We start from the raw sequence: 25,066 nt of genomic DNA on the forward strand, positions 1-25,066 counted from the left end.
ACGGATTTGACCTTTGAAAACTGAACAAAGAATGAACGAACCAAACGTGCAGGGTCATTCTTATTAATAAGAATGACACAACGAATCGCGATAATAATCGCAAAAACATTAAGTCAGCAAAAAAGAGCTATTCAGCTTTTCATGTCGGGTTTCTGTACAAGAGCCCACACTTAACATGAGAGTTTGATCCTGGCTCAGGACGAACGCTGGCGGCGTGCCTAATACATGCAAGTCGTACGAATTGATTAAGGAGCTTGCTCCTTATGACGTTAGTGGCGAACGGGTGAGTAACACGTGGGTAACCTACCTTCAAGAGGGGGATAACATCCGGAAACGGGTGCTAATACCGCATAGTTTCAGCTTCCACATGGAAGCCGAAGGAAAGACGGCCTTTGTGCTGTCACTTGGAGATGGACCCGCGGCGCATTAGTTAGTTGGTAGGGTAACGGCCTACCAAGACGATGATGCGTAGCCGACCTGAGAGGGTGATCGGCCACATTGGGACTGAGACACGGCCCAAACTCCTACGGGAGGCAGCAGTAGGGAATCTTCCGCAATGGACGAAAGTCTGACGGAGCAACGCCGCGTGAGTGAAGAAGGTTTTCGGATCGTAAAACTCTGTTGTTGGAGAAGAACAAGTAGGAGAGTAACTGCTCTTACCTTGACGGTACCCAACCAGAAAGCCACGGCTAACTACGTGCCAGCAGCCGCGGTAATACGTAGGTGGCAAGCGTTGTCCGGATTTATTGGGCGTAAAGCGAGCGCAGGCGGTTCCTTAAGTCTGATGTGAAAGCCCACGGCTCAACCGTGGAAGGTCATTGGAAACTGGGGAACTTGAATGCAGAAGAGGAGAGTGGAATTCCATGTGTAGCGGTGAAATGCGTAGATATATGGAGGAACACCAGTGGCGAAGGCGACTCTCTGGTCTGTAATTGACGCTGAGGCTCGAAAGCGTGGGGAGCAAACAGGATTAGATACCCTGGTAGTCCACGCCGTAAACGATGAGTGCTAAGTGTTGGAGGGTTTCCACCCTTCAGTGCTGCAGTTAACGCATTAAGCACTCCGCCTGGGGAGTACGGCCGCAAGGCTGAAACTCAAAGGAATTGACGGGGACCCGCACAAGCGGTGGAGCATGTGGTTTAATTCGAAGCAACGCGAAGAACCTTACCAGGTCTTGACATCCCTTGACACTCCTAGAGATAGGACGTTCCCTTCGGGGACAAGGTGACAGGTGGTGCATGGTTGTCGTCAGCTCGTGTCGTGAGATGTTGGGTTAAGTCCCGCAACGAGCGCAACCCCTATTGTTAGTTGCCAGCATTCAGTTGGGCACTCTAATAAGACTGCCGGTGACAAACCGGAGGAAGGTGGGGATGACGTCAAATCATCATGCCCCTTATGACCTGGGCTACACACGTGCTACAATGGATGGTACAACGAGCAGCAAACCCGCGAGGGCAAGCGAATCTCTTAAAGCCATTCTCAGTTCGGATTGCAGGCTGCAACTCGCCTGCATGAAGCCGGAATCGCTAGTAATCGCGGATCAGCACGCCGCGGTGAATACGTTCCCGGGTCTTGTACACACCGCCCGTCACACCACGAGAGTTTGTAACACCCGAAGTCGGTGGGGTAACCCTTATGGGAGCCAGCCGCCTAAGGTGGGATAGATGATTGGGGTGAAGTCGTAACAAGGTAGCCGTATCGGAAGGTGCGGCTGGATCACCTCCTTTCTAAGGAAATTATATGGAACCTGCCGATGTTCACATTCTTGTTCAGTTTTGAGAGGTTAACTCTCAAACGCATTGTTCCTTGAAAACTGAATAGTATAACATGAAATATAAAGTAAGAAACCAAAACATTTTACCGCGTTACACGTTGAACAGTTTTTTAACGAAAACAGTTTGATAGTAAAGGCCAGCAATGGCTGAAACTTGACCATAGGTTAAGTGAATAAGGGCGCACGGTGGATGCCTAGGCACTAGGAGCCGATGAAGGACGGGACTAACTCCGATATGCTCCGGGGAGCTGTAAGTAAGCTATGATCCGGAGATTTCCGAATGGGGAAACCCAATATCTTTGATAGGATATTACAAACACGTGAATACATAGCGTGTTTGAGGTACACGCAGGGAACTGAAACATCTCATTACCTGCAGGAAGAGAAAGAAAATTCGATTCCCTGAGTAGCGGCGAGCGAAACGGGAAAAGCCCAAACCAAAGAGCTTGCTCTTTGGGGTTGTAGGACTGGGACGTGAGACTGCAATGGATAGCAGAAGCTGGCTGGAAAGCCACGCGAAACAGGGTAAAAGCCCCGTATGCGAAATCTAACGCAGCTCTACCAGTATCCTGAGTACGGCGGAACACGAGAAATTCCGTCGGAATCCGGGAGGACCATCTCCCAAGGCTAAATACTCCCTAGTGACCGATAGTGAACCAGTACCGTGAGGGAAAGGTGAAAAGCACCCCGGAAGGGGAGTGAAATAGTACCTGAAACCGTGTGCTTACAAGTAGTCAGAGCCCGTTAATGGGTGATGGCGTACCTTTTGTAGAATGGACCGGCGAGTTACGATCCCATGCGAGGTTAAGTTGAAAAGACGGAGCCGCAGCGAAAGCGAGTCTGAATAGGGCGAATGAGTATGTGGTCGTAGACCCGAAACCAGGTGACCTACCCATGTCCAGGTTGAAGGTGCGGTAATACGCACTGGAGGACCGAACCCACGCACGTTGAAAAGTGCGGGGATGAGGTGTGGGTAGCGGAGAAATTCCAATCGAACCTGGAGATAGCTGGTTCTCTCCGAAATAGCTTTAGGGCTAGCCTCGGATAAACGAATCGTGGAGGTAGAGCACTGTTTGGACTAGGGGCCCTTCTCGGGTTACCGAATTCAGATAAACTCCGAATGCCATGGATTCAAGTCCGGGAGTCAGACTGCGAGTGATAAGATCCGTAGTCGAAAGGGAAACAACCCAGCCCACCAGCTAAGGTCCCAAAGTATCTGTTAAGTGGAAAAGGATGTGGGGTTGCACAGACAACTAGGATGTTGGCTTAGAAGCAGCCATCATTCAAAGAGTGCGTAATAGCTCACTAGTCGAGTGACCCTGCGCCGAAAATTTACCGGGGCTAAACAGATCACCGAAGCTGTGGATTCAACCATTAGGTTGAGTGGTAGGAGAGCGTTCTAAGGGCATTGAAGCTAGACCGTGAGGACTGGTGGAGCGCTTAGAAGTGAGAATGCCGGTATGAGTAGCGAAAGACGGGTGAGAATCCCGTCCACCGTATGACTAAGGTTTCCTGGGGAAGGCTCGTCCTCCCAGGGTTAGTCGGGACCTAAGCCGAGGCCGATAGGCGTAGGCGATGGACAACAGGTTGATATTCCTGTACCAGTTGTTTTTGTTTGAACGATGGAGGGACGCAGGAGGCTAAGGAAATGCGTGCGATTGGAAGAGCACGTCCAAGCAACAAGTCTTGTAGAGAGTCAAATGCTTTCTATTATACGGACAAGTTGTGATGGGGAGGGAAATTTAAGTACCGAAGTTCCTGATGTCACACTGCCAAGAAAAGCTTCTAGTTAGAAACCAACTGCCCGTACCGCAAACCGACACAGGTAGTCGAGGAGAGCATCCTAAGGTGAGCGAGCGAACTCTCGTTAAGGAACTCGGCAAAATGACCCCGTAACTTCGGGAGAAGGGGTGCTGACCGCAAGGTCAGCCGCAGTGAATAGGCCCAAGCGACTGTTTATCAAAAACACAGGTCTCTGCAAAATCGAAAGATGACGTATAGGGGCTGACGCCTGCCCGGTGCTGGAAGGTTAAGAGGAGAGGTTAGCTTCGGCGAAGCTTTGAATTGAAGCCCCAGTAAACGGCGGCCGTAACTATAACGGTCCTAAGGTAGCGAAATTCCTTGTCAGGTAAGTTCTGACCCGCACGAAAGGCGTAACGATTTGGGCACTGTCTCAACGAGAGACTCGGTGAAATTATAGTACCAGTGAAGATGCTGGTTACCCGCGACAGGACGGAAAGACCCCATGGAGCTTTACTGCAGGTTGATATTGATTGTTTCTGCTACATGTACAGGATAGGTAGGAGCCATTGAAGTCGGGACGCTAGTCTCGATGGAGGCGCCATTGGGATACTACCCTTGTAGCAGGACCACTCTAACCCGCCACCCTTATCGGGTGGGGAGACAGTGTCAGTCGGGCAGTTTGACTGGGGCGGTCGCCTCCTAAAATGTAACGGAGGCGCCCAAAGGTTCCCTCAGAATGGTTGGAAATCATTCGTAGAGTGCAAAGGCAGAAGGGAGCTTGACTGCGAGACCTACAAGTCGAGCAGGGACGAAAGTCGGGCTTAGTGATCCGGTGGTTCCGCATGGAAGGGCCATCGCTCAACGGATAAAAGCTACCCTGGGGATAACAGGCTTATCTCCCCCAAGAGTTCACATCGACGGGGAGGTTTGGCACCTCGATGTCGGCTCGTCGCATCCTGGGGCTGTAGTCGGTCCCAAGGGTTGGGCTGTTCGCCCATTAAAGCGGCACGCGAGCTGGGTTCAGAACGTCGTGAGACAGTTCGGTCCCTATCCGTCGCGGGCGTTGGAAATTTGAGAGGAGCTGTCCTTAGTACGAGAGGACCGGGATGGACACACCGCTGGTGTACCAGTTGTTCTGCCAAGGGCATTGCTGGGTAGCTATGTGTGGACGGGATAAACGCTGAAAGCATCTAAGCGTGAAGCCCCCCTCAAGATGAGATTTCCCATCATTTTAAATGAGTAAGACCCCTGAGAGACGATCAGGTAGATAGGCTAGAAGTGGAAGTGCAGCGATGTATGGAGCGGACTAGTACTAATCGGTCGAGGACTTAACCAATAATAAGACGGTAATGACGTAAAATGAGTTTCAAACCAAGGGTTTCGTGTTAACTATTCAGTTTTGAGGGAACAACCTCAGAAAAAACACTGTGGGCATAGCCCAAGTGTATCATGTCTGAAAACTGCTAAAGCAGCAACAGCCATGACAATATGTGCGGTGGCGATGGCAAGAAGGTCACACCTGTTCCCATCCCGAACACAGAAGTTAAGCTTCTTAGCGCCGATTGTAGTGAAGGGTTTCCCTTTGTGAGAGTAGGACGCTGCCGCGCATATATTTTCTTTAAAAAACAAGTTTTCAAAAGAAAATAACTTGCAGATTAGCAAAAAATATTGTATTATGTTCAAGAACTGTTCTTTACATAATATTTACATTTTCGGAGGTTTAGCTCAGCTGGGAGAGCGTCTGCCTTACAAGCAGGATGTCAGCGGTTCGATCCCGTTAACCTCCATAGTCATAGTAATATGACAAAGTGAGTAATACTCACAATTCAACTCTTTAGTTGAGTCATTAGCTCAGTTGGTAGAGCATCTGACTTTTAATCAGAGGGTCGCAGGTTCGAGCCCTGCATGACTCATTTCTTTTTATCAATTGCATAAAAAGATGCGCGGGTGTGGCGGAATTGGCAGACGCACTAGATTTAGGATCTAGCGCCGCAAGGCGTGGGGGTTCAAGTCCCTTCACCCGCATTTTAAAAATTTGCCGGCTTAGCTCAGTTGGTAGAGCATCTGATTTGTAATCAGAGGGTCGAGGGTTCAAGTCCTTTAGCCGGCATCTTTTTGCGGAAGTAGTTCAGTGGTAGAACACCACCTTGCCAAGGTGGGGGTCGCGGGTTCGAACCCCGTCTTCCGCTTTAAGGATCATATCCTTAAAGTTTCATAATATTGTAATGCCGGGGTGGCGGAATTGGCAGACGCACAGGACTTAAAATCCTGCGGTGAGTTCTCACCGTATCGGTTCGACCCCGATCCTCGGCATTTTTAATATGCACCCATAGCTCAATTGGATAGAGTACCTGACTACGAATCAGGCGGTTGCAGGTTCGACTCCTGCTGGGTGCATTTAAATTACGGGAAGTAGCTCAGCTTGGTAGAGCACTTGGTTTGGGACCAAGGGGTCGCAGGTTCGAATCCTGTCTTCCCGATTTAATATTTTTGGCGGTGTAGCTCAGCTGGCTAGAGCGTCCGGTTCATACCCGGGAGGTCGGGGGTTCGATCCCCTCCGCCGCTATTTTTAAAAATGGACGTTCAGAAAAGGTCACATTAAGAGCCTGGACCTTTAGCTCAGTTGGTTAGAGCAGACGGCTCATAACCGTCCGGTCGCAGGTTCGAGTCCTGCAAGGTCCATTGCAGCAAAATTACTTGCAGCATAAGCTATCTTTGATTGGGGAAGTACTCAAGTGGCTGAAGAGGCGCCCCTGCTAAGGGTGTAGGTCGGATCATACCGGCGCGAGGGTTCAAATCCCTCCTTCTCCGTTTTTAAAAGAACAAGGCCCGTTGGTCAAGCGGTTAAGACACCGCCCTTTCACGGCGGTAACACGGGTTCGAATCCCGTACGGGTCATTATCATATTTTTATGATAAATTAAATATCATTAACATCTCGGAGGATTACCCAAGTCCGGCTGAAGGGAACGGTCTTGAAAACCGTCAGGCGTGTAAAAGCGTGCAAGGGTTCGAATCCCTTATCCTCCTTTATAACTTTTTTAAAAGTTATCTATTAATATTATCGCGGGGTGGAGCAGTTGGCAGCTCGTCGGGCTCATAACCCGAAGGTCGCAGGTTCAAGTCCTGCCCCCGCAATTTTTTTAAAATGGTTCCGTGGTGTAGGGGTTAACATGCCTGCCTGTCACGCAGGAGATCGCGGGTTCAAATCCCGTCGGAACCGCCACGCGGGTGTAGTTTAGTGGTAAAACCACAGCCTTCCAAGCTGTTGTCGGGAGTTCGATTCTCCTCACCCGCTTTTTTATTTTATGGGCCTATAGCTCAGCTGGTTAGAGCGCACGCCTGATAAGCGTGAGGTCGATGGTTCGAGTCCATTTAGGCCCATTTTTATTTTTAACTGGCCCGTTGGTCAAGCGGTTAAGACACCGCCCTTTCACGGCGGTAACACGGGTTCGAATCCCGTACGGGTCATATCGTCATTTAATTGATGATTTATAAACTGTATGTTTTATATCATGGAGGTTTAGCTCAGCTGGGAGAGCGTCTGCCTTACAAGCAGGATGTCAGCGGTTCGATCCCGTTAACCTCCATTGGTTCCGTGGTGTAGGGGTTAACATGCCTGCCTGTCACGCAGGAGATCGCGGGTTCAAATCCCGTCGGAACCGTTAATACAGTTGTATTAATTAAATAAAGTATTACTTCTTAATGGCTTGGTAGCTCAGTTGGTAGAGCACTTGATTGAAGCTCAAGGTGTCGGCGGTTCGATTCCGTCCCAAGCCACCATGGAGGGGTAGCGAAGTGGCTAAACGCGGCGGACTGTAAATCCGCTCCTTCGGGTTCGGCAGTTCGAATCTGCCCCCCTCCATTTTTTTTAAGTCCTTAGGGGTATAGTTTAAAGGTAGAACAACGGTCTCCAAAACCGTTGGTGTGGGTTCAATTCCTGCTACCCCTGTTTTGGATTATGGCGATTGTGGCGAAGTGGTTAACGCACCGGCTTGTGGCGCCGGCATTCGTGGGTTCGATTCCCATCAGTCGCCCTTTTATTAATGGGGTATAGCCAAGCGGTAAGGCAACGGACTTTGACTCCGTCACTCGTTGGTTCGAATCCAGCTACCCCAGTCTTTCGGCGGTATAGCCAAGTGGTAAGGCAGAGGTCTGCAAAACCTTCATCACCGGTTCAAATCCGGTTACCGCCTTTCCCAAAAGGGATGAAAACTTGCATAATAATTTGCCGGCGTGGCGGAATAGGCAGACGCGCTGGACTCAAAATCCAGTGCCCGCGAGGGCGTGCCGGTTCGACCCCGGCCGCCGGTATACGTTGAAGCTCAGCTGATAGCTGAGCTTTTTTTGTAGACTAGGGGATTATAAGTTCAGCCATCACTGTCTAGCTCCCAAGTCCTGACCTAGTGAAAAAAAGATAAATTTTCCCCATTGCGCGCTTCGCTGCTCGCTAACGCATATCATTCGACTAACCCGCTGAAGCGTGAAGTCTCCTGACAATTCAGGGTCAAATTTCCTATTTTTTCATAGGCCAAGGCGGACTTGTCCGCTTTTCTTATTTAAAATGACTATTGACATTTTTTGTTATTGTCATTATAATTTCATCATTATCTCATTTAAAATTCATTTAAACGAAGAAGAGAAGAGTAGCTTATCATAATCAGTTATTAGAGACCTCTGCATGGTGAAAAAGAGGACTGATGAAGTGAGTGAAGATGAACTCTGAGTTTCTGAAAGGTTAACGCTTTTTAGACGGTAGCAACCGTTATATTGCCAAGCTTCATAGGAGCTTTAGAGGTGTTGGGTTTTCTAACTAACATAAATTAGGGTGGTAACACGGAATCAATCCGTCCCTTTGTCTTACGATTAGTAGGACAAAGGGACGGATTTTTTATTTTCTAAAAATAGGAGGTCGGATGAATGACAATCAACAGTTTCATTGAACGGTATCAAAAAGAAAGACGTCATACCCAGTCATTAAAATGGGATGCATTGGATAAACGGTTTGGTAATGCGGAGTTACTACCACTTTGGGTAGCTGATATGGAATTTCAGGCGCCTGAAGTAGTCGTTCAGGAATTGTTTGAACGGGTGAGTCATGGTGTTTTTGGTTATTCTTTACCTCATAAAGCCTATTTTTTAGCTTTTTCAAATTGGCAAAAAAAAAGGCATAATATCAACTTACAAGAAGAATGGTTACGTTATTCAAATGGGGTTGTTCAATCACTCTATCATTTAATCCAGTGTTTTTCTAATGAAGGGGATGGTGTGTTAATCCAGCCGCCTGTTTATTACCCCTTTTTTAATGCTGTAAAAGATACTAATCGGAAATTGGTATTATCACCTTTGATAAATGATAACGGGGCTTACAGCGTCGATTTAACTGCTTTAGAAGAAGTACTAAAGAAGGAACAACCGAAATTATTTATATTGTGTTCGCCTCATAATCCTGTTGGTCGCATTTGGAAAGAATCAGAGCTTGAAGGTATGTTAACTTTGTGCGAACGTTATGATGTGATTGTAATTGCAGATGAAATTCACCAAGACTTTGAACTTTCTGCTCATCCTTTTAAATCGGTATTGTCTATTGAGGAGGAGCGATTTCACAATCGTTTAATTGTTTGTAACGCGCCATCTAAAAGTTTTAATTTAGCATCTTTGCTTCACTCTCATATCATTATTCCAGATCAAGAACTAAGAGAACAATTTGATCAAAAAATGATTCGTTATCAGCAAACTGAGGTTAATTTATTAGGTCAAGTGGCAGGTGAGGCTGCTTATCGCGGTGGTGAGGAGTGGTTTGATTCATTGCTAACGGTCATTCGCTCGAACGATTTGTTAGTCCGAGAAGCATTAGCTGAGTTTCCACAGCTTATTGTATCTGATTTAGAAGGAACGTACTTACTTTGGATTGATTTACGAGCCATTATTCCTAAAGATAAAGTTAAAGATATTGTTCAAGAAAAAGCAAAGCTAGCAGTTGATTATGGCGAATGGTTCTCTGAAGACTATTTAGGCTTTATACGTCTTAATCTAGCTACAACACCAGATAGAATCACACTTGCATTAGAACAACTTACAAACGCTATTAGGACCTTTAAGGAGGAAAATAAATGAGTCACTTTAATACTTTTCTAGCCCAACTAGGCAACCATTCGGATCCTGCAACAGGAGCAATCAGCCCGCCTATTCATTTGTCTTCAACCTTTGCCCATCCTGGCTTAGGACAAAGTACAGGTTATGACTATAGCCGTACTTGCAATCCAACACGGGATATTTTAGAAGAAGGACTAGCGACTTTAGAAGGTGGTAGTGCTGCTGTTGCGACAAGTTCAGGTATGAGTGCGATCCAACTTGTTTTTCAGTTATTTGATGTAGGGAGTCATTTTTTAGTATCGCGAGACTTATATGGGGGCAGCTTCCGCTACTTTAATGAATTAGAAGCTAAAGGTATAGCGAGCTTCTCTTATTTTGCGACGGAAGAAGAATTTACTCAGCAGTTAAACCAGCAAACCACTGCCGTATTCGTAGAGTCACCCACTAATCCACTTATGCAAGAAATTGACCTAGTTTCACTCAGCGAACAAGCGAAGGCATTAGGTGCTCGTGTAATCGTTGATAATACCTTCTTAACGCCATTGCGGCAACGGCCATTAGAGCTAGGTGCAGATATTGTTGTTCATTCTGGAACCAAGTATCTAACAGGTCATAACGATGTTTTAGCAGGCGTTGTTGTGACTAGTGATTCGCAAATAGGTGAAAAGTTGAAATGGTTAGCGAATACAACTGGTCCAACTTTATCGGCGTTTGATTGTTGGCTCTTTATTAGAAGTTTAAAAACGTTGCCGCTTCGTTTAGATAAACAAGAAAAGAATGCTAAGGCAATTGTATCGGCTTTGAAAACTTTCTCTCAAGTGAAAGAGGTTCTTTATCCAGGAAAAGGTGCGATGATTAGTGTTCGTATTCATGATGCTGAACAAATTCCATCAATTTTAGCAAGTGTAAAACTATTTACCTTTGCTGAGAGTTTGGGTGGGGTAGAAAGTTTAATTACCTATCCGACTAGCCAAACACATGCGGATGTTCCAAAAGAGTTAAGAGAATCGTATGGGTTAACGCCAGATTTAGTCCGACTATCAGTCGGTATTGAGGATGAGAATGATTTGATCGCGGATTTAAAGGCTGTATTAGATTAGATGAGAAGTAAGTGGTCGTCCACTTACTTCTTTTTATTCGCCTATTTTATAAATTAAAGGTATTGTTAGCGTAAAGAAGTAAGGAGTGCTTTTATGAGAAAACTGATAGTGGCCGTAGCACTAGGTCTATTGGCGTCTTGTAGTCATGCAGATTCGAATGATAGCAGTAGCGAAAGCAGCCAACACTATTCATCGCAAGAAATGATAGAAAGCAGTGAGCCAACGGAGGTTGATGTCGTAGAAGCCATCCTTCAGGAGATGACATTAGAAGAAAAAGTTGGTCAGATGTTTTTAGTTCGTTTACCTGATGAAGGTATGCTCGAGTTGGTTGAATCTAACAGTATTGGAGGCTACATTTGGTTTGCAAAAGATTTTTCGGAGAAAACACCCGAACAAGTCAAAGATGACATTCATCGTCTTCAAGAATTGAGTGAGATTCCTCTTTTTCAAGCGGTTGATGAGGAAGGTGGTAGTGTGACTCGGATTAGTCAGTTTCCTTTGTTTCGTGAGCAAGCCTTTCCTGCACCAAGTGTGGCCTTTACAGAGGGTAGTTGGGAAGATGTAGAGCAAATTGAAAGAGATAAAGCATTGCTACTTGCTTCGCTGGGATTTAATTTGAATTTAGCTCCAGTAGCTGATATTCCGATTTCTCAGGACGATTTTATTTATGAGCGCGCATTTTCAACAGATCCACTTGAGGTTTCTCAGTATGCCGAAACGGCAGTGAGAATAAGCCAAGAAGAAAAGGTAGGAAGTGTGCTAAAACACTTTCCAGGTTATGGCGATAATGTTGATACTCACACAGGGATCGCTTATGATAATCGAACCTTGGAGAATTTTTATGACCGTGATTTTTTACCTTTTCAAGCAGGAATTGCCCAAGATGTTGCAGCAGTTTTAGTCTCGCATAATGTTGTAACGGCTATTGATGATCGCTTACCTGCCTCCTTATCGTCGGCAGTGGTTGATTTGCTGAGGAATGATTTAGCTTTTAACGGCATTATTATGACGGATGACTTAGTGATGGAAGGTGTTCAACAATTTTTGGGGCCAGAAGAGGCGGCTGTCCAAGCTGTTTTAGCCGGAAATGATGGGTAATCAGTTCAGATGTCACCATTCAAAGAGAGGCTGTTTTAGCAGCTGTAGCAGAAGGACGTCTCTCTGAGGAACGAATTAACGAATCGGTCTTGCGTATTTTGAAAATTAAATTACAATTAGAATTAATTGACTGATGTTGTGGTATAATGGCAGTCAAATTAACTAGGTTAAAAAGCGAGGAGAAAACATGAAAGCAATTATTACGGTTACAGGAAAAGACCATAAGGGGATTGTGGCTAGCGTGAGCGCAAAACTATCAGAAGTAGAAGTAAATATTTTAGATATTTCTCAAACACTGATGGAAGAGTATTTTACAATGATTTTACTTTGTGATTTTTCGGAATCGCCACATAGTATTCCAGAAGTTCAACAACAAATGAAAGAAGTCGAAGAAAGAGAGCAGCTTGTGATTCGCATTCAATCTGAAGATATTTTTAATGCGATGCACAGCTTATAGGCAGGTGATATGATGAACCGTCAAGAAAATATTTTAGAAACAATTAAAATGATTGCGGAAGACAAACTCGATATTCGAACAGTAACAATGGGAATTTCTTTACTTGACTGTGCGGATTCTGATGGTGTGAAAGCACGAGAAAAAATTTACAAAAAAATTACGACCTATGCGAAAAATTTAGTAAAAGTAGCAACTGAAATTGAACAAGATTTAGGTATTCCAATTATTAACAAACGAATTTCTGTGACGCCAATTGCTTTAGTTGCGGGTGCTTCTGATGACACAGACTATGTTGCATTTGCAAAGACACTTGATCAAGCTGCTAAGGAAGTCGGTGTGGACTTTATTGGTGGATTCAGTGCACTTGTCGAAAAAGGCTACACAAAAGGCGACCGAATTTTAATTGATTCGATTCCACAAGCTTTGGCTGAAACATCAGTGGTTTGTTCATCCGTAAACATTGGTTCGACTAAAGCAGGAATCAATATGGATGCTGTTAAGCAAATGGGACAAGTGATTAAAGATACGGCTGAACTAACGGCAGATACAGATGGCTTAGGCGCAGCGAAATTGGTTGTCTTTGCTAACGCTGTTGATGATAATCCATTCATGGCTGGGGCCTTCCATGGTGTGGGTGAGGCAGATGTTGTCATTCACGTTGGTGTTAGTGGACCAGGAGTGGTGAAACGTTCGCTTGAAAAAGTAAAAGGAGAACCGTTTGACGTGGTTGCTGAAACCATAAAAAAAGCTGCCTTTAAAATTACACGTATGGGACAACTCGTTGGAACAATGGCTGCTGAAAAGCTAGATGTACCATTTGGTATTGTAGATTTATCATTAGCCCCTACACCAGCAATTGGTGATTCTGTTGCTTATATTTTGCAAGAAATGGGTGTTGAACGTGTGGGAACACATGGAACAACCGCAGCTTTAGCTGTCTTGAATGATGCCGTTAAAAAAGGCGGTTTGATGGCTTGTGGACACGTTGGTGGTTTATCTGGTTCATTTATTCCTGTCTCTGAAGATATCGGAATGATTGAGGCAGTTGAATTAGGCGCGATTACCATTGATAAGCTAGAAGCTATGACAGCCATTTGTTCAGTTGGATTAGACATGGTTGCTGTACCAGGTAAAACGACTGCTGCTACATTGTCAGCATTAATTGCCGATGAAGCTGCTATCGGGATTATGAATCACAAAACAACTGCGGTTCGTTTGATTCCTGTTCCAGGTATGGATGTTGGTGATGAAGTTGAATTCGGTGGTCTACTAGGACGCGCACCAATTCTAGGTGTGAGTGAATTTTCATCCTTTGATCTAATCGAACGTGGCGGAAGAATACCAGCTCCACTTCATTCATTTAAAAATTAATAAAAGAGTAGCAAAACCTAATAGAAATAGGCTTTGCTACTCTTTTTAATGTAGCGAGACTTTAATTTGTGAAGCGGTATTAGCGCTAATTCGTTTTTGATGACCGGTATCATCTTCTAGTAAAAAGTCGCCTTCGTAATCTTCAATCTCGACTAAGTAGTAGTGGTCATGAAGGGTGATTTTTTTACGTAATAAATAATTTAAAAAAGCAGGGTTATCAGAAACTTCTGTGATGGTAAAAGCTGTTCCAGCCTCTACTTCATTAAGAGGTAGAGCTGTTGAATGAGTGACATGTCCCTCAGAATTAGGAATAAACTCCCCATGAGGATCCATCGTTGGAAAGCCTAAAAATTCATCTAATCGTTCAATTAAAAAATCAGAAGAAGCGTGTTCCAATAAATCTGCATCTTCATGCACTTGATTCCAGTTATAACCCAATTTTTCATGCAGGAAAACTTCCCATAATCGGTGCTTACGAATTAATTTATTTGTTTCTTTCAAACCAATCTCAGTAATTTCAATGCCTTTATAAGGAATGTAATGAATATAACCATCTTCCATTAATTTTAATGCCATATCGGTAATGGCTGCGGAAGATATTTTTAGTTCATTTGCTAAATCCTTGTTATTGACGCGACGTTCTCCACCACCAAGTTTAACAATTGCTTTCAAAAAATCCCCTTTACTTGGAGTCATATTGCCATTCCTCTCATCCATAATCTATATCTATTAGTATACGGATTAATTTAAAATAGGGCAATAAAAGTTTGTCGGTAAATATATAAGGTTGACTTAATTATAAGTTTAAGTATACTTAAACTTATAATTAAACATAACTAGGAGTTGTCTATAATTGAAAAAAATAACAATCTTTCTTTTAGGAATCAGTCTGTTTTTAGCAGGTTGCCAACAGAATGAAGCAACAAGTCAAGGAGAGAGCGGAAAATTAAAAGTAGTTGCCACAACTACTATGCTAACAGACTTAATCACCCAAATCGGTGGCGATGCGATTGAGGTAGAAGGTTTAATGGGGCCAGGAATTGATCCCCATGGTTATCAGGCTTCATCGTCGGATGTTAATAAGCTGATGTCAGCAGATGTGGTTGCCTTTAACGGCCTTCATTTAGAAGGTAAGTTAGGTGAAGTGTTCGAGAATTTAGAAAACCAAGGAAAAACACGATTTGTTTTAGAGGACGCTATTGCTGATGAACACTTACTGTTATCTGAAGATGGTGCCGTAGATCCTCATATTTGGTTCAGCATTGAAAATTGGCAGCTAGCAGCAGATTACATCACCAATCAGTTAAGTGATACTGATCCTGATAATGAAGCCCTCTATCGTAGTAACTCTGAGAGCTATAAAGAGGAACTTATAAACTTAGAAGCCTATGTGACGGAACGTATTAGCGAATTGACTGTAGACCAACGTTATTTAGTAACGGCTCATGATGCCTTTCGCTATTTCGGTGAATCCTTTGATTTTGAAGTCATTGGGTTACAAGGTATTAATACACAAACAGAAGCCGGAACAGCTGATGTGAGTACGTTGGCTCAGTTTATAATAGAAAAGGAAATTAAAGCTTTATTTATTGAAAGTTCTGTTTCAACGCGGACAATTGAGGCCCTACAAGAAGCGGTTAGAACGAGAGGGTGGGAAGTGGAAATTGGCGGTGAGCTATTCTCAGATGCATTAGGTGACTCGTCTCAAGATGCTGAAACGTATGTGAAGATGTTCCGCCGTAACATCGATACGATTGTGGATGGTTTAAAATAAAGGGGACGAAACAAATGACAGATATTATGACGTTAAATCATGTGACAGTGGCATATGATGCTAAAGCTGTTTTATGGGATATTCAAGTAAGCTTTAAAAAAGGCGCTTTGACGGCTGTGATTGGTCCCAACGGTGCTGGCAAGTCAACGATGATGAAAGCCATGCTGGACTTAGTTAAACCATTAAATGGTGACATTGACTATCATCTAGCTGACCAGCCAGAAAAATATAAAGCAGTGAAAAAGAAAATTGCTTATGTGCCACAAAATACCAGTGTTGATTGGGATTTTCCAGCGACTGTTTTGGATGTCGTTGTGATGGGTCGCTATGGCCATCTAGGTTGGTTGAAACGTCCGACTAAGAAAGACTTTGAGCTGGCAAGAGAAATGCTAGTGAAGGTAGGCATGCCTACTTTTGCTAATCGCCAAATTAGTCAACTCTCTGGAGGACAACGACAACGGGTCTTTTTGGCACGCGCACTTGCGCAAGAGGCAGAGATTTATTTAATGGATGAGCCATTTGCAGGAGTCGACCAAAAGACAGAAAAAATTATTATGGATTTGTTGAAAGAATTAAAAGAAGCCGGTAAATCAATGATTGTTGTTCACCACGATTTACAAACCGTTGAAGACTACTTTGATGAGGTTATTTTTGTTAACCGTCAGATTGTGGCGAGTGGACCAGTCGATACTGTTTTTACAAAGGAAGCCATTGAAGAAACCTACCGTGTCGACCATAACTTAGGAGAAGAGGGTGGTTTAAATGATACAGTCATTGAGTGACTTGTTCCTTGACCATACTTTTCAAGTTGTCGCACTAGGGACAGCTTTTTTAGGGCTGTTGAGTGGCGTAGTTGGAACATTAGCAACATTAAAGCAAGAAAGTTTATTAGGAGATGTTCTGAGCCATTCTGCTTTGCCAGGGATTGGGATTGCCTTTATCTTATTATCTAAAAAAAATCTGATTATCATGTTAATAGGCGCTGCATTAGCAGGCGGACTAGCGACCGTTTTGATTAACTGGATGAAGAAAAAAAGTATCATTAAAGGTGATAGTGCTATGTCACTGATTTTATCAAGTTTTTTTGGTTTGGGATTAGTGTTAATGACTTATATTCAACGTCAGCCAAATGGCCACCAAGCTGGATTAGAGAATTTTATTTATGGACAAGCATCTGCTATGTTGATGAGAGACATCAAATTGTCTGTTGTGATTGCGAGTATTTTTCTTATTATATTGGTCTTATTTTGGAAAGAGATTAAGGTGTTTATTTTTGACCCGACATTTGCGCATACGATGGGACTTTCTGCGGTATTTTTAAATGGGCTTGTATCGCTGATGATTGTGGTGACAATTGTGATTGGCTTGGAATCGGTAGGGGTTGTCTTAATGAGTAGCCTACTCATTGCCCCGTCAATTGCCGCACGCCAATGGTCTGATCGCATGGGAGTTGTTGCTGTTTTGGCAGGGATATTTGGTTTTCTATCAGGATTAATTGGCTCATTTATTAGCTCTATTGGTGCTAGAATTCCAACCGGGCCGACCATTGTCCTAGTTGCTAGCTTATTGGTCTTAGTCAGTTTGTTAGTGGCACCTAAGCGTGGGCTACTAGCGCGCTTTTTCAATCAGCGCAAACAAAAGAATAAGCTATTAAAGGCAGTAAAAGCGTTAGAAAATGAGGAAGGGGGAGCGAGATAATGACTATGATGACTGAAATTATGTTCGTTGCAATGATCGTATCTGTTGGCTGTGCATTGCCGGGTGTTTTCTTAGTGCTTAGAGGGATGACGATGCTATCAGATGCTATTACCCATTCGGTTTTACTGGGTATCGTTTTAGCCTTCTTCGTTACTCAAGACTTAAGTTCGCCCTTGTTGTTCATAGGTGCCATCTTAATTGGAATGGTCACAGTGTGGCTAACTGAAGCTCTTCAAAAAACCAATTTAATGAAGAAGGATGCTGCCATTGGTTTGGTTTATCCTTTGTTCTTTAGTATCGCGATCATCCTCATTAGCCGCTATGCTGGGGATGTTCATTTGGATATAGATAGTGTCATGATGGGAGAAATAGGCTTTACACCCTTTACCCGTTTTAGCTTTTTTGGTCTCGATTTAGGACCACAAGCCTTATGGATTAACTTATTCATCTTACTTTTAAATGCAGTACTGATTGTTATTTTTTATAAAGAGTTGCAGGTGTCAACGTTCCATCCAGCTTATGCCGCCGCATTAGGATTTTCTCCAACGCTCATCCATTATGGCTTGATGACGGCTGTTTCGGTTACTGCAGTCGGTGCCTATGATTCAGTCGGTTCTATTTTAGTTGTTGGATTTATGGTTGGTCCAGCAGTGACCGCATATTTACATACTAAAACCTTGAAAAAAATGATTGGATTAACTATAGTTGTTGCTATATTTAATAGTTTAGTTGGCGTCTATTTAGCGTTTCAACTTGATGTCGCTATTGCGGGTATGATTGCCCTTGTAACTGGGATAAGTTCCTTTGTCAGTTTCCTGCTTAAGTTAGCTAAGCAAAGGCTGTTAGCTTATATTTAAAAAAACCTGTCGAGTGAAGCGGAAAAATGTGCTCACTCGACAGGTTTTATGCTAAAAATGTCGACTGGGCCTAAAATAATCGGCCTACTCGACACTTTTTTCGCTTTTTATGTCGAGTCGACCAAAAAAGTAGGATCCACTCGACATTTCGGCCTCATTTATAGAGTATTATTCAATCGTAAACTGAAAAGAATGGTCCGAGTAGCTGTCGCCATCGTAAGTTCGCTCGATAAAAGTAACATGATTAGCATAATCAACTAAAATAAGCGTTGTTGATCGGGTGCCAAATGCGTCCGTTTTAATAAAGGGAGCTGAAACCGCACGCTTCATCTCTAAGGGGATATTGCTTAGATAATCCAGCTGGCTGTCAGCAGCGGGTTTTTGATCCATCATCATAGCGAATAGCTGATTAATAGTCTTGTCGTTCGTTTTGGCTAAATCTGCTCGCGTTCGCTCAACTTTTGGCCAAGGGGTGTTTAAGCTAGCATTGCTAACGCTATGGATGCCGTCGTGCAAAAGCTGAATCTGATTGTCTAAAGAATTTAAGTGATAAAGATGGTCAACGCTGCCCAAAATAACATTGAAGGGCTGGTAGTTGGCTGTCTTTTCTTGTATCTTACTGAGATAAGAGTCTGCCGAATCGTCTGTTAGCAAATAGTCAGTCATAATCGAACCCCGTGATAACTTAGAAGACTCTCAGCTTTTTGCTTTTCGATAATAAAGGTAGCCTCCAGTAAAAATGCAGCCGCATATTAATAAGAAGATAGGAACAAAGGTTGGGTTGGAAATAATCCCGCCAACAACGATAATAGCTGAACCAATCATACCAAGGATAGGAAATACTTTTCCAAAAATCGGGTTCTTAATCACACCGGCTTGGCTCATTTTAATCACCTTGTGATATAAGAAAACATAAGTGATGTAACTAAAGACAATCGCAATCTCACTCACATCGCCACCAGATAAAATGGCTGTTTTTTGGCTAAGGTAGTGAACAAGCATCCAAACAAGGGAAATGCCTGCAGATATTAGGGCAGCATAGGGTGATAACAAGGTACGCTTATCAATTAGTTTAATACGCTGACTATTCGGAATCATTCCTTTTTCAGCTAAAGCTTGTGGTAAGCGAAGGTTCCCCAATACTAACCCGTTAACAACTCCTAAAACAGCAATTAAAATAAAGATGAGAATCAATGAACCACCATATGGGCCGAATAGCATCGTTCCAATATGATAGATGGTTGCATCTTGGTGCTGTAAAATATAGTCAGGTCCAACAATAGCGACCATACCAAGGAAATAAGCGACATAAACCGCTAATACAATCAGAGGTCCAATCGTTAATGCAATCGGCATGGTTCGTTTCGCATTTTTCACTTCATGGGTAATGCTAGTTGAAACCGCCCAACCATCAAATGAAAAGGCAATTGGCGCTAAAGCAGCTAACCAACCCCAGCCAATGTTTTGCGCTGGCACCGTTAATATTTCAGTTGTTTCCGGTAAAGGCGCATGCCAGAAAATGCCTATGATCCCTATTCCAATCAAGGGAATGAGCTTGGTAATGGTGGCCATGTTTTGGAAAATACCGCCTAAACGCAACGAGAAGTAGTTCAGAAAATGGAAGGCAATTAAATAGAACGTTCCGATTCCTACTTGAACTTCTAGCGTGTTAGGAAAATGAAATAACATAACCGTATAAATACCTGCTACCCAGCTGACAACAACCGTAATGGAAGGATAATAAGCAAACATTTGAAACCAACCAAATGCAGCAGCTGCTTTAGGTGAAATAAAGGTTTCAAAGTAAGCGACAATCCCGCCAGACCGATCTGTCTGAGCGGCCAGTTGCGAGAGTGTAATATTCCCAAAAATGACACAACAAGCACCGATAAAGAAGACCAGAATGCTTAAACCGACATTCCCGCCGGCGTATCCTAAAATATCGTCTGCCTTAAAGAAAATGCCTGAACCGATACAAATACCAACAATCATTGAGATAGCAGTACCTAATCCGTAATGTTTCTTCTCTGTTTTCAAAAATAATAACTCCAATCTAACCGTCATATTTGCCCTACCGATTGTACTATAAATAATAGATTTTGTGCTAAGTATTTTACTTTCTAAAAATAAGTGATATACTATACAATGTTCGAAGTAGAATTATTCAATTTGGAGGTAACAGTATGCAAACACATGTTATTGATTTACTAAAAAAACGCCGTTCAATTTATAATCTAGGAAAAAATGTCTCACTTTCTGATGACGATATTTCAACGCTAGTAAAAGAAGCAGTTAAGGAAAGTCCTACGTCATTTAATTCTCAATCTTCTCGAGTTGTTGTTTTATTCGGCGATGCGCATAATAAATTATGGGATATCACTGAAAATCAATTGCGTGGACAAGTTCCTGATGAAGAAGCATTTAAAGGAACGCAAGAGAAGCTAAATACATTCCGTGCAGGTTATGGAACAGTTTTATTCTTCGAAGATCAAGCAGTTGTTGAAGGATTACAAGAACAATTTGCATTATATGCAGAAAACTTCCCAATTTGGTCTGAGCAAAGTTCAGGTATTGCCAGCATGAATGTATGGGCAGCATTTACTGATAACAATATCGGTGCAAGCTTGCAACACTACAACCCACTGATTGATGCAGATGTTCAAAAAGAATGGGATCTGCCAACAAGCTGGAAACTACGTGGCCAAATGCCATTTGGTTCGATTGAAACACTTCCAGCAGAAAAATCATACATGGATGACCAAGAAAGATTCCGCGTATTTAAATAATAATGACCGAAGAGATGCGATTAAAAAATCGCATCTTTTTTTGTAGAAAAAGCTTGTAATTGCCTTGGTTTTAGAGTATGTTAGAAAACATAACATAAGATGTAAAGAAAGTTTTGACTGATGTTACGTTGTGCTTTATCCTAATAGAGTATTCACAATTAAACGACATTAAAGCAACTAAATACAACTTTGTGGCATTTTTTCATAAGCGGAGGTGGGTTCATGAAAGAAAAAGAATTACGTCGTTCGATGGCTGTGTTTACAATTGGAACTGTCATGAAGTTAACGGATCTAACAGCGCGTCAAATTCGTTATTATGAAGAGCAACAGCTCGTGCAGCCGCAGCGCACAGAAACAAATCGGCGGATGTACTCGCTTAGTGACATTGATCGTCTTTTAGAAATAAAAGATTATTTGTCAGAGGGCTTGAACATTACTGCGATTCGTCGCATTTATCAAGAAAATAGAGAAAGTACGAATCGAAGCCAAGGTGAACAAGAACATCACTTAACAGACGAAGATGTACGCCGTATTCTCTATAAAGAAATTCTTGATGCCAGTGGATTTAACTCATTGGATAAGACTAAATGGAAAATATAAAAAAACTAGGATAAAGAAGGAATGAAAAATGACAAAGTATACGCGGGAAGATATTGTAAGAATGGCAGAAGAAGAAAACGTCCGATTTTTACGCTTAATGTTCACAGATATTTTAGGAACGATTAAAAACGTTGAAGTGCCAATCAGCCAATTAAAAAAAGTATTGGACAATAAAATGATGTTTGATGGATCTTCTATTGAAGGATTTGTTCGTATTGAAGAGAGCGATATGTATCTTCATCCGGACCTAGACACTTGGTTAGTATTCCCATGGGAAATTAAACAAGGCAAAATTGCGCGCTTAATCTGTGATGTCTATCAACCAAATGGTCAACCATTCGCTGGAGACCCCCGCAGTAACTTGAAACGTATTTTAAAAGAAATGCGTGATTTAGGATTCACCGAATTTAATTTGGGACCTGAACCAGAGTTTTTCTTATTTAAACTAGATGAAAATGGTAAACCGACAATGGATCTTAATGACGAAGGTGGCTACTTTGACTTAGCACCGACAGATTTAGGAGAAAACTGCCGTCGCGATATCGTTTTAGAACTAGAAGCATTAGGTTTTGAAATTGAGGCAAGTCATCACGAAGCAGCGACTGGCCAACATGAGATTGATTGGAAGTACGCAGATGCTGTTGAAGCCTGTGATAATATTCAAACATTCAAATTGATCGTAAAAACAGTCGCACGTAAACATGGCCTTTACGCAACATTTATGCCGAAACCCGTTTATGGTATTGCAGGATCAGGTATGCACTGTAACATGTCTTTATTTACAGAAGAAGGCAATGCGTTTTATGAAGAGTCTGACAGATGTGGCTTGAGTGAAACAGCATATCAATTCCTAGCAGGATTATTGAAACATGCATCAGGTTACACAGCGATTTGTAACCCGATTATCAATTCATACAAACGCTTAGTTCCAGGCTTTGAAGCACCGGTTTATATTGCTTGGAGCACACATAACCGTTCGCCACTGATTCGTATTCCAGAATCAAGAGGCCTATCAACGCGTGTTGAGTTACGAAGCGTAGACCCATCAACTAACCCATATCTAGCCCTAGCAGTATTATTGGCATCAGGTTTAGATGGCATTAAAAACAAACTGGTTGCGCCGGCACCAATTGATCGCAATATCTATGTGATGAATAAAGAGGAGCGTTATGCTAACGACATTCATGATCTGCCAACGAACTTGGAAGATGCCTTGCTTGAATTACAAAAAGATGAACTTGTCCTAGAAGCATTAGGTGAGCACATCAGTAGAAGCTTCCTTGAAGCAAAAGAAATCGAAGTAGCAACTTACTTGTCACAAGTAACCGATTGGGAATTGAAACAATACCTAAGTGCCTACTAAAATAGAAACAGGAGAAATCTGAGGTTTCTCCTGTTTTTTTGTAGCTGAATCCAGAGGTTCATCGTTAAAAAGGGCCTTGAACCTCTTAAAAAAGATTGAGTTCAGAGGTTCAGTGCTAAAAAAGGTTATGAACCTCTTAAAAAAGAATAAATCCAGAGGTTCAGTGCTAAAAATGACCTCGATCCTCTTAAAAAACAAAAAATCCAGAGCTTCAGTCTGAATTTAGACTGTGAAGCTCTGGATTTTATCATCCAATCGTTAAAAATAAAATAGCTGCGACGATTAGGGCATAAGAAAGGCGCTCTAAGTTCTTTTTCTTATTTGGGTCAATCTCGATGCCAGCGCGTTGTTGTTTAATAATCCATAAATTAATGGCTAAACTACAAAGTGAAATTAAACTAGCTGTTAGGTATTTATTCATGATGTTACCTCTCTTTCTGTTAATTAAGAACCATATCAATATGGGGAATGTCATCTTCTAAATACACATCAGATTGCTCTTGAAAGCCAAATGACTCGTAAAATTGTTTTAAATAGGCTTGAGCTGAAATATGGATAGGTAAACGAGGATATTCAGCTTGAAGGACATCGATGGCTTCTCGAACTAAGGCTTTTCCTAAGCCAGATTTACGATAATTGATATGAACGAGGATACGACCGATGCGAACGCAATCAGAATCTGTGATTAAACGGGCATAGGCAGTCAGCTGTTCATTATCCATCTGAAATAAGTGCTGACAGTTTAAGTCGGTATCATCAACTTCTTGATAAGGGCAATTTTGCTCAACAACAAATACTTGTGTCCGCAACTTATAAATAGCATGCAGTTCACGAGTTGTTAAGTTATCAAATGATTTTAAAGTCCACATAAGACCTCCTGATAATTCGAAATATAATTAATTATAACAAAAAAGCTTGATAAGCTGTAGACTTATCAAGCTTTTCTTATACTGTTAAATATTAATGACCCAATCGAGTTCTGCCATCGGAACTAATGAAAAATTAATTGCTAGCTCGTAGCATCTCTCATCAAAATCCTCTACAGAAAATGGACCTTCTACAACTTCTTTATGACGATTAATAATATAGTATTCATTATGTTCTTTGCGTTCTTTTTCAAGAATCACAAAGTCATCGTTCCAGTTTAAGCTAATAAAATAACCCGGTATATTTCCTGTAGGATAGCGATACGAATCAGGCAAATGGAAAAGATTCCGGCCCGAAGCACATTGACGTAAAAATAAATCGTCATTTACTGGGATTTTATATTTTACAGCTCTAGCCAGTTGCGTAAACAAAAGACTCCTCTCCATTCCTTCACCACCTTTTAAGGATAAAACCACTTTTGTAAAGCGGTTACATCATTGATATAGATGTAAGTATACCTGCTTTCAAAAAGAAAGTACAGAGATATTTTTAAAATGATTAAACTTAATATGTTTGTAATGATTAAGCTATTAAATAGCAATCAATGTCTCACAAAAATGGTTTTTATTTCAGTGCCGGTTTGATTTATTAACCGTATTTCATTTACTTTTGCCATATCTATATTAGGTAGAGCTACCTCAATTTGTATATGGTTGGTTTCTGGATTTTTATTTAGTGTAAATTGTTGGTAAAGTTGGATATTAATGACATCCTTTTCTGGTGTTGTATCAACATAATAGCCACTATATTTAAAGTGATTATCTAAATCAATATCAATAAGCGCAAGACTATCCTGATTTAAACGGTCACCATTCAATATCATCGAAATATTATTCACATTTCTCATATTCACTGATTGTAAATCTAACCAATTTTTATAACCTAAATAGCTCGTTAAAGGAATAAAAATAAGAAGTAGCACTAGAATCAGATTCTTTCGTTGCTTACTTTTCTTGGTCTCGTTTGTGATTGTCTCCACCACGTTGTAATCCTCCCTTAAAAGTTCGTCTAAACTTTGATTGTATAAGTCACTTAATATGACAATGGATTCTAAATCCGGATATGAGCGCTCATTTTCCCAATTAGAAATGGTCGGTCGAGAAACATTAATGATGTCCGCAACCTGCTGTTGTGTCATATTCAGATTTTCTCTACCTTGTTTCAATCGTTCTCCTATTTTCACAAAATTCCTCCTCCTTTTTATCCTAAGAAAAATAGCTCGCTAAATAAAGCTTAAAAAATTTACAATCGTTTTTTTACATGTTTAATATCTTAACACCTTACTATACCAATGAATTGAGTAGCAACACAATCCTTCTTCGTTTAATCTTATTAGCAAATGGGCTTTGTTTTACATCTCGTCATTTTTTAATTACAATGAAGATAAGGAAGCCCTTTCTTTTTTTAGGGGCTTCGGATAAGG

At 42.1% G+C, this 25,066-nt stretch carries 19 protein-coding genes, 27 tRNA genes, 3 rRNA genes and 1 other annotated feature; of the genes, 42 read left to right on the plus strand and 7 right to left on the minus strand.

Annotated elements, in window-relative coordinates:
• Positions 1-171: 171 nt before the first annotated feature.
• The 35 genes from BW721_RS08610 to BW721_RS08780 all read left to right on the plus strand — a co-directional run bounded on the left by BW721_RS08610 (position 172) and on the right by BW721_RS08780 (position 13,638).
• A 16S ribosomal RNA gene (locus BW721_RS08610) occupies positions 172-1,727 on the plus strand.
• A gap of 210 nt (positions 1,728-1,937) precedes the next feature.
• A 23S ribosomal RNA gene (locus BW721_RS08615) occupies positions 1,938-4,853 on the plus strand.
• 155 nt (positions 4,854-5,008) lie between these two features.
• Positions 5,009-5,124: ribosomal RNA gene (gene rrf, locus BW721_RS08620) — 5S ribosomal RNA — on the plus strand.
• Together the 16S, 23S and 5S rRNA genes with 27 tRNA genes alongside form the textbook arrangement of a ribosomal RNA operon.
• A 107-nt stretch (positions 5,125-5,231) precedes the next feature.
• Positions 5,232-5,304: transfer RNA gene (locus tag BW721_RS08625), tRNA-Val, on the plus strand.
• A 53-nt stretch (positions 5,305-5,357) separates the two neighbouring features.
• A tRNA-Lys gene (locus BW721_RS08630) sits at positions 5,358-5,430 on the plus strand.
• 30 nt (positions 5,431-5,460) lie between these two features.
• Positions 5,461-5,542: transfer RNA gene (locus BW721_RS08635), tRNA-Leu, on the plus strand.
• 12 nt (positions 5,543-5,554) lie between these two features.
• Positions 5,555-5,627 (plus strand) — tRNA-Thr (locus tag BW721_RS08640).
• Between the two features lie 7 nt (positions 5,628-5,634).
• Positions 5,635-5,706, plus strand: a tRNA-Gly gene (locus tag BW721_RS08645).
• A 38-nt stretch (positions 5,707-5,744) separates the two neighbouring features.
• Positions 5,745-5,830 (plus strand) — tRNA-Leu (locus tag BW721_RS08650).
• Positions 5,831-5,840: 10 nt separating this feature from the next.
• A tRNA-Arg gene (locus BW721_RS08655) sits at positions 5,841-5,914 on the plus strand.
• Positions 5,915-5,923: 9 nt separating this feature from the next.
• Positions 5,924-5,997 (plus strand) — tRNA-Pro (locus BW721_RS08660).
• Between the two features lie 12 nt (positions 5,998-6,009).
• Positions 6,010-6,083, plus strand: a tRNA-Met gene (locus BW721_RS08665).
• Positions 6,084-6,125: 42 nt separating this feature from the next.
• Positions 6,126-6,199: transfer RNA gene (locus BW721_RS08670), tRNA-Ile, on the plus strand.
• Positions 6,200-6,238: 39 nt separating this feature from the next.
• Positions 6,239-6,328, plus strand: a tRNA-Ser gene (locus BW721_RS08675).
• 15 nt (positions 6,329-6,343) lie between these two features.
• Positions 6,344-6,415 (plus strand) — tRNA-Glu (locus tag BW721_RS08680).
• Between the two features lie 41 nt (positions 6,416-6,456).
• Positions 6,457-6,546, plus strand: a tRNA-Ser gene (locus tag BW721_RS08685).
• 35 nt (positions 6,547-6,581) lie between these two features.
• Positions 6,582-6,654 (plus strand) — tRNA-Met (locus tag BW721_RS08690).
• A gap of 12 nt (positions 6,655-6,666) precedes the next feature.
• Positions 6,667-6,742, plus strand: a tRNA-Asp gene (locus tag BW721_RS08695).
• Between the two features lies 1 nt (position 6,743).
• A tRNA-Gly gene (locus BW721_RS08700) sits at positions 6,744-6,814 on the plus strand.
• A gap of 12 nt (positions 6,815-6,826) precedes the next feature.
• Positions 6,827-6,900, plus strand: a tRNA-Ile gene (locus BW721_RS08705).
• 15 nt (positions 6,901-6,915) lie between these two features.
• Positions 6,916-6,987: transfer RNA gene (locus tag BW721_RS08710), tRNA-Glu, on the plus strand.
• Positions 6,988-7,033: 46 nt separating this feature from the next.
• Positions 7,034-7,106: transfer RNA gene (locus BW721_RS08715), tRNA-Val, on the plus strand.
• 2 nt (positions 7,107-7,108) lie between these two features.
• A tRNA-Asp gene (locus BW721_RS08720) sits at positions 7,109-7,181 on the plus strand.
• A 42-nt stretch (positions 7,182-7,223) separates the two neighbouring features.
• Positions 7,224-7,299: transfer RNA gene (locus BW721_RS08725), tRNA-Phe, on the plus strand.
• 1 nt (position 7,300) lies between these two features.
• Positions 7,301-7,381 (plus strand) — tRNA-Tyr (locus BW721_RS08730).
• Between the two features lie 16 nt (positions 7,382-7,397).
• A tRNA-Trp gene (locus tag BW721_RS08735) sits at positions 7,398-7,468 on the plus strand.
• 12 nt (positions 7,469-7,480) lie between these two features.
• A tRNA-His gene (locus tag BW721_RS08740) sits at positions 7,481-7,553 on the plus strand.
• A 10-nt stretch (positions 7,554-7,563) separates the two neighbouring features.
• Positions 7,564-7,635, plus strand: a tRNA-Gln gene (locus tag BW721_RS08745).
• A 6-nt stretch (positions 7,636-7,641) separates the two neighbouring features.
• A tRNA-Cys gene (locus tag BW721_RS08750) sits at positions 7,642-7,712 on the plus strand.
• A 34-nt stretch (positions 7,713-7,746) separates the two neighbouring features.
• Positions 7,747-7,830: transfer RNA gene (locus BW721_RS08755), tRNA-Leu, on the plus strand.
• 311 nt (positions 7,831-8,141) lie between these two features.
• Positions 8,142-8,374, plus strand: a binding site (T-box leader).
• A gap of 62 nt (positions 8,375-8,436) precedes the next feature.
• Positions 8,437-9,633, plus strand: coding sequence for a MalY/PatB family protein (locus tag BW721_RS08760; RefSeq protein WP_076767916.1), 1,197 nt, complete (start codon positions 8,437-8,439; stop codon positions 9,631-9,633).
• Positions 9,630-10,712 (plus strand): PLP-dependent transferase, encoded by a 1,083-nt coding sequence (locus BW721_RS08765; protein ID WP_076767918.1) that lies wholly within the window; start codon positions 9,630-9,632, stop codon positions 10,710-10,712. Before BW721_RS08760 ends, BW721_RS08765 begins: the two co-directional genes overlap by 4 nt.
• A gap of 93 nt (positions 10,713-10,805) precedes the next feature.
• On the plus strand, positions 10,806-11,810 hold the full coding sequence (locus BW721_RS08770) for a glycoside hydrolase family 3 N-terminal domain-containing protein (RefSeq protein ID WP_076767920.1): 1,005 nt from the start codon (positions 10,806-10,808) through the stop codon (positions 11,808-11,810).
• Positions 11,811-11,997: 187 nt separating this feature from the next.
• Positions 11,998-12,267 (plus strand): ACT domain-containing protein, encoded by a 270-nt coding sequence (locus BW721_RS08775; RefSeq protein ID WP_076767922.1) that lies wholly within the window; start codon positions 11,998-12,000, stop codon positions 12,265-12,267.
• A gap of 12 nt (positions 12,268-12,279) precedes the next feature.
• Positions 12,280-13,638: a PFL family protein gene (locus BW721_RS08780; RefSeq protein WP_076767924.1), complete on the plus strand. Its 1,359-nt coding sequence runs from the start codon at positions 12,280-12,282 to the stop codon at positions 13,636-13,638.
• 45 nt (positions 13,639-13,683) lie between these two features.
• Here BW721_RS08780 and BW721_RS08785 read toward each other — a convergent pair whose 3' ends face one another.
• A complete protein-coding gene (locus BW721_RS08785; RefSeq protein WP_076767927.1) occupies positions 13,684-14,334 on the minus strand; it encodes a metal-dependent transcriptional regulator in 651 nt (216 codons plus the stop codon).
• A gap of 157 nt (positions 14,335-14,491) precedes the next feature.
• Here BW721_RS08785 and BW721_RS08790 point away from each other — a divergent pair, with 157 nt between their 5' ends.
• The 4 genes from BW721_RS08790 to BW721_RS08805 are packed head-to-tail and all read left to right on the plus strand — an operon-like array spanning position 14,492 to position 17,967.
• A complete protein-coding gene (locus tag BW721_RS08790; RefSeq protein WP_076767929.1) occupies positions 14,492-15,412 on the plus strand; it encodes a metal ABC transporter solute-binding protein, Zn/Mn family in 921 nt (306 codons plus the stop codon).
• Positions 15,413-15,426: 14 nt separating this feature from the next.
• Complete coding sequence (locus tag BW721_RS08795; RefSeq protein WP_156892223.1) at positions 15,427-16,194, plus strand: metal ABC transporter ATP-binding protein; 768 nt, start codon at positions 15,427-15,429, stop codon at positions 16,192-16,194.
• The gene (locus BW721_RS08800; protein WP_076767933.1) at positions 16,175-17,110 is read left to right on the plus strand and encodes a metal ABC transporter permease; all 936 of its coding nucleotides are present in this window, start codon (positions 16,175-16,177) and stop codon (positions 17,108-17,110) included. Before BW721_RS08795 ends, BW721_RS08800 begins: the two co-directional genes overlap by 20 nt.
• Positions 17,110-17,967 carry a metal ABC transporter permease gene (locus tag BW721_RS08805; RefSeq protein WP_076767936.1) on the plus strand — a complete coding sequence of 286 codons (858 nt, stop codon included), beginning with the start codon at positions 17,110-17,112 and terminating at the stop codon, positions 17,965-17,967. The genes BW721_RS08800 and BW721_RS08805 overlap by 1 nt, the downstream gene beginning before the upstream one ends.
• 168 nt (positions 17,968-18,135) lie before the next feature.
• On the opposite strand, the gene BW721_RS08810 is transcribed toward BW721_RS08805, so the two are convergent.
• Together BW721_RS08810 and BW721_RS08815 are read right to left on the minus strand one after the other, a co-directional pair.
• A complete protein-coding gene (locus tag BW721_RS08810; protein ID WP_076767938.1) occupies positions 18,136-18,633 on the minus strand; it encodes an NRDE family protein in 498 nt (165 codons plus the stop codon).
• 30 nt (positions 18,634-18,663) lie between these two features.
• On the minus strand, positions 18,664-20,004 hold the full coding sequence (locus BW721_RS08815) for an APC family permease (RefSeq protein ID WP_198031337.1): 1,341 nt from the start codon (positions 20,002-20,004) through the stop codon (positions 18,664-18,666).
• A 146-nt stretch (positions 20,005-20,150) separates the two neighbouring features.
• Here BW721_RS08815 and BW721_RS08820 point away from each other — a divergent pair, with 146 nt between their 5' ends.
• The 3 genes from BW721_RS08820 (at position 20,151) to glnA (ending at position 22,716) form a co-directional block, all read left to right on the plus strand.
• Positions 20,151-20,753: a nitroreductase family protein gene (locus BW721_RS08820; RefSeq protein ID WP_076767942.1), complete on the plus strand. Its 603-nt coding sequence runs from the start codon at positions 20,151-20,153 to the stop codon at positions 20,751-20,753.
• Between the two features lie 222 nt (positions 20,754-20,975).
• Positions 20,976-21,353: a MerR family transcriptional regulator gene (locus BW721_RS08825; protein ID WP_076767944.1), complete on the plus strand. Its 378-nt coding sequence runs from the start codon at positions 20,976-20,978 to the stop codon at positions 21,351-21,353.
• A 28-nt stretch (positions 21,354-21,381) separates the two neighbouring features.
• Positions 21,382-22,716, plus strand: a complete 1,335-nt coding sequence (gene glnA / locus BW721_RS08830) for a type I glutamate--ammonia ligase (RefSeq protein ID WP_076767946.1) — start codon at positions 21,382-21,384, stop codon at positions 22,714-22,716.
• A 247-nt stretch (positions 22,717-22,963) separates the two neighbouring features.
• Here glnA and BW721_RS11825 read toward each other — a convergent pair whose 3' ends face one another.
• The 4 genes from BW721_RS11825 to BW721_RS08845 form a co-directional block, all read right to left on the minus strand.
• Positions 22,964-23,137, minus strand: a complete 174-nt coding sequence (locus BW721_RS11825) for a hypothetical protein (protein ID WP_156892224.1) — start codon at positions 23,135-23,137, stop codon at positions 22,964-22,966.
• A gap of 19 nt (positions 23,138-23,156) precedes the next feature.
• Positions 23,157-23,585, minus strand: coding sequence for a GNAT family N-acetyltransferase (locus BW721_RS08835; RefSeq protein ID WP_076767948.1), 429 nt, complete (start codon positions 23,583-23,585; stop codon positions 23,157-23,159).
• Positions 23,586-23,669: 84 nt separating this feature from the next.
• The gene (locus BW721_RS08840; RefSeq protein ID WP_076767950.1) at positions 23,670-24,029 is read right to left on the minus strand and encodes a hypothetical protein; all 360 of its coding nucleotides are present in this window, start codon (positions 24,027-24,029) and stop codon (positions 23,670-23,672) included.
• A gap of 155 nt (positions 24,030-24,184) precedes the next feature.
• Positions 24,185-24,826: a helix-turn-helix domain-containing protein gene (locus BW721_RS08845; RefSeq protein ID WP_076767952.1), complete on the minus strand. Its 642-nt coding sequence runs from the start codon at positions 24,824-24,826 to the stop codon at positions 24,185-24,187.
• Positions 24,827-25,066 lie beyond the last annotated feature (240 nt).

This window comes from Jeotgalibaca sp. PTS2502 (assembly GCF_001975685.1).
GTDB classification, from domain to species: Bacteria; Bacillota; Bacilli; order Lactobacillales; family Aerococcaceae; genus Jeotgalibaca; species Jeotgalibaca arthritidis.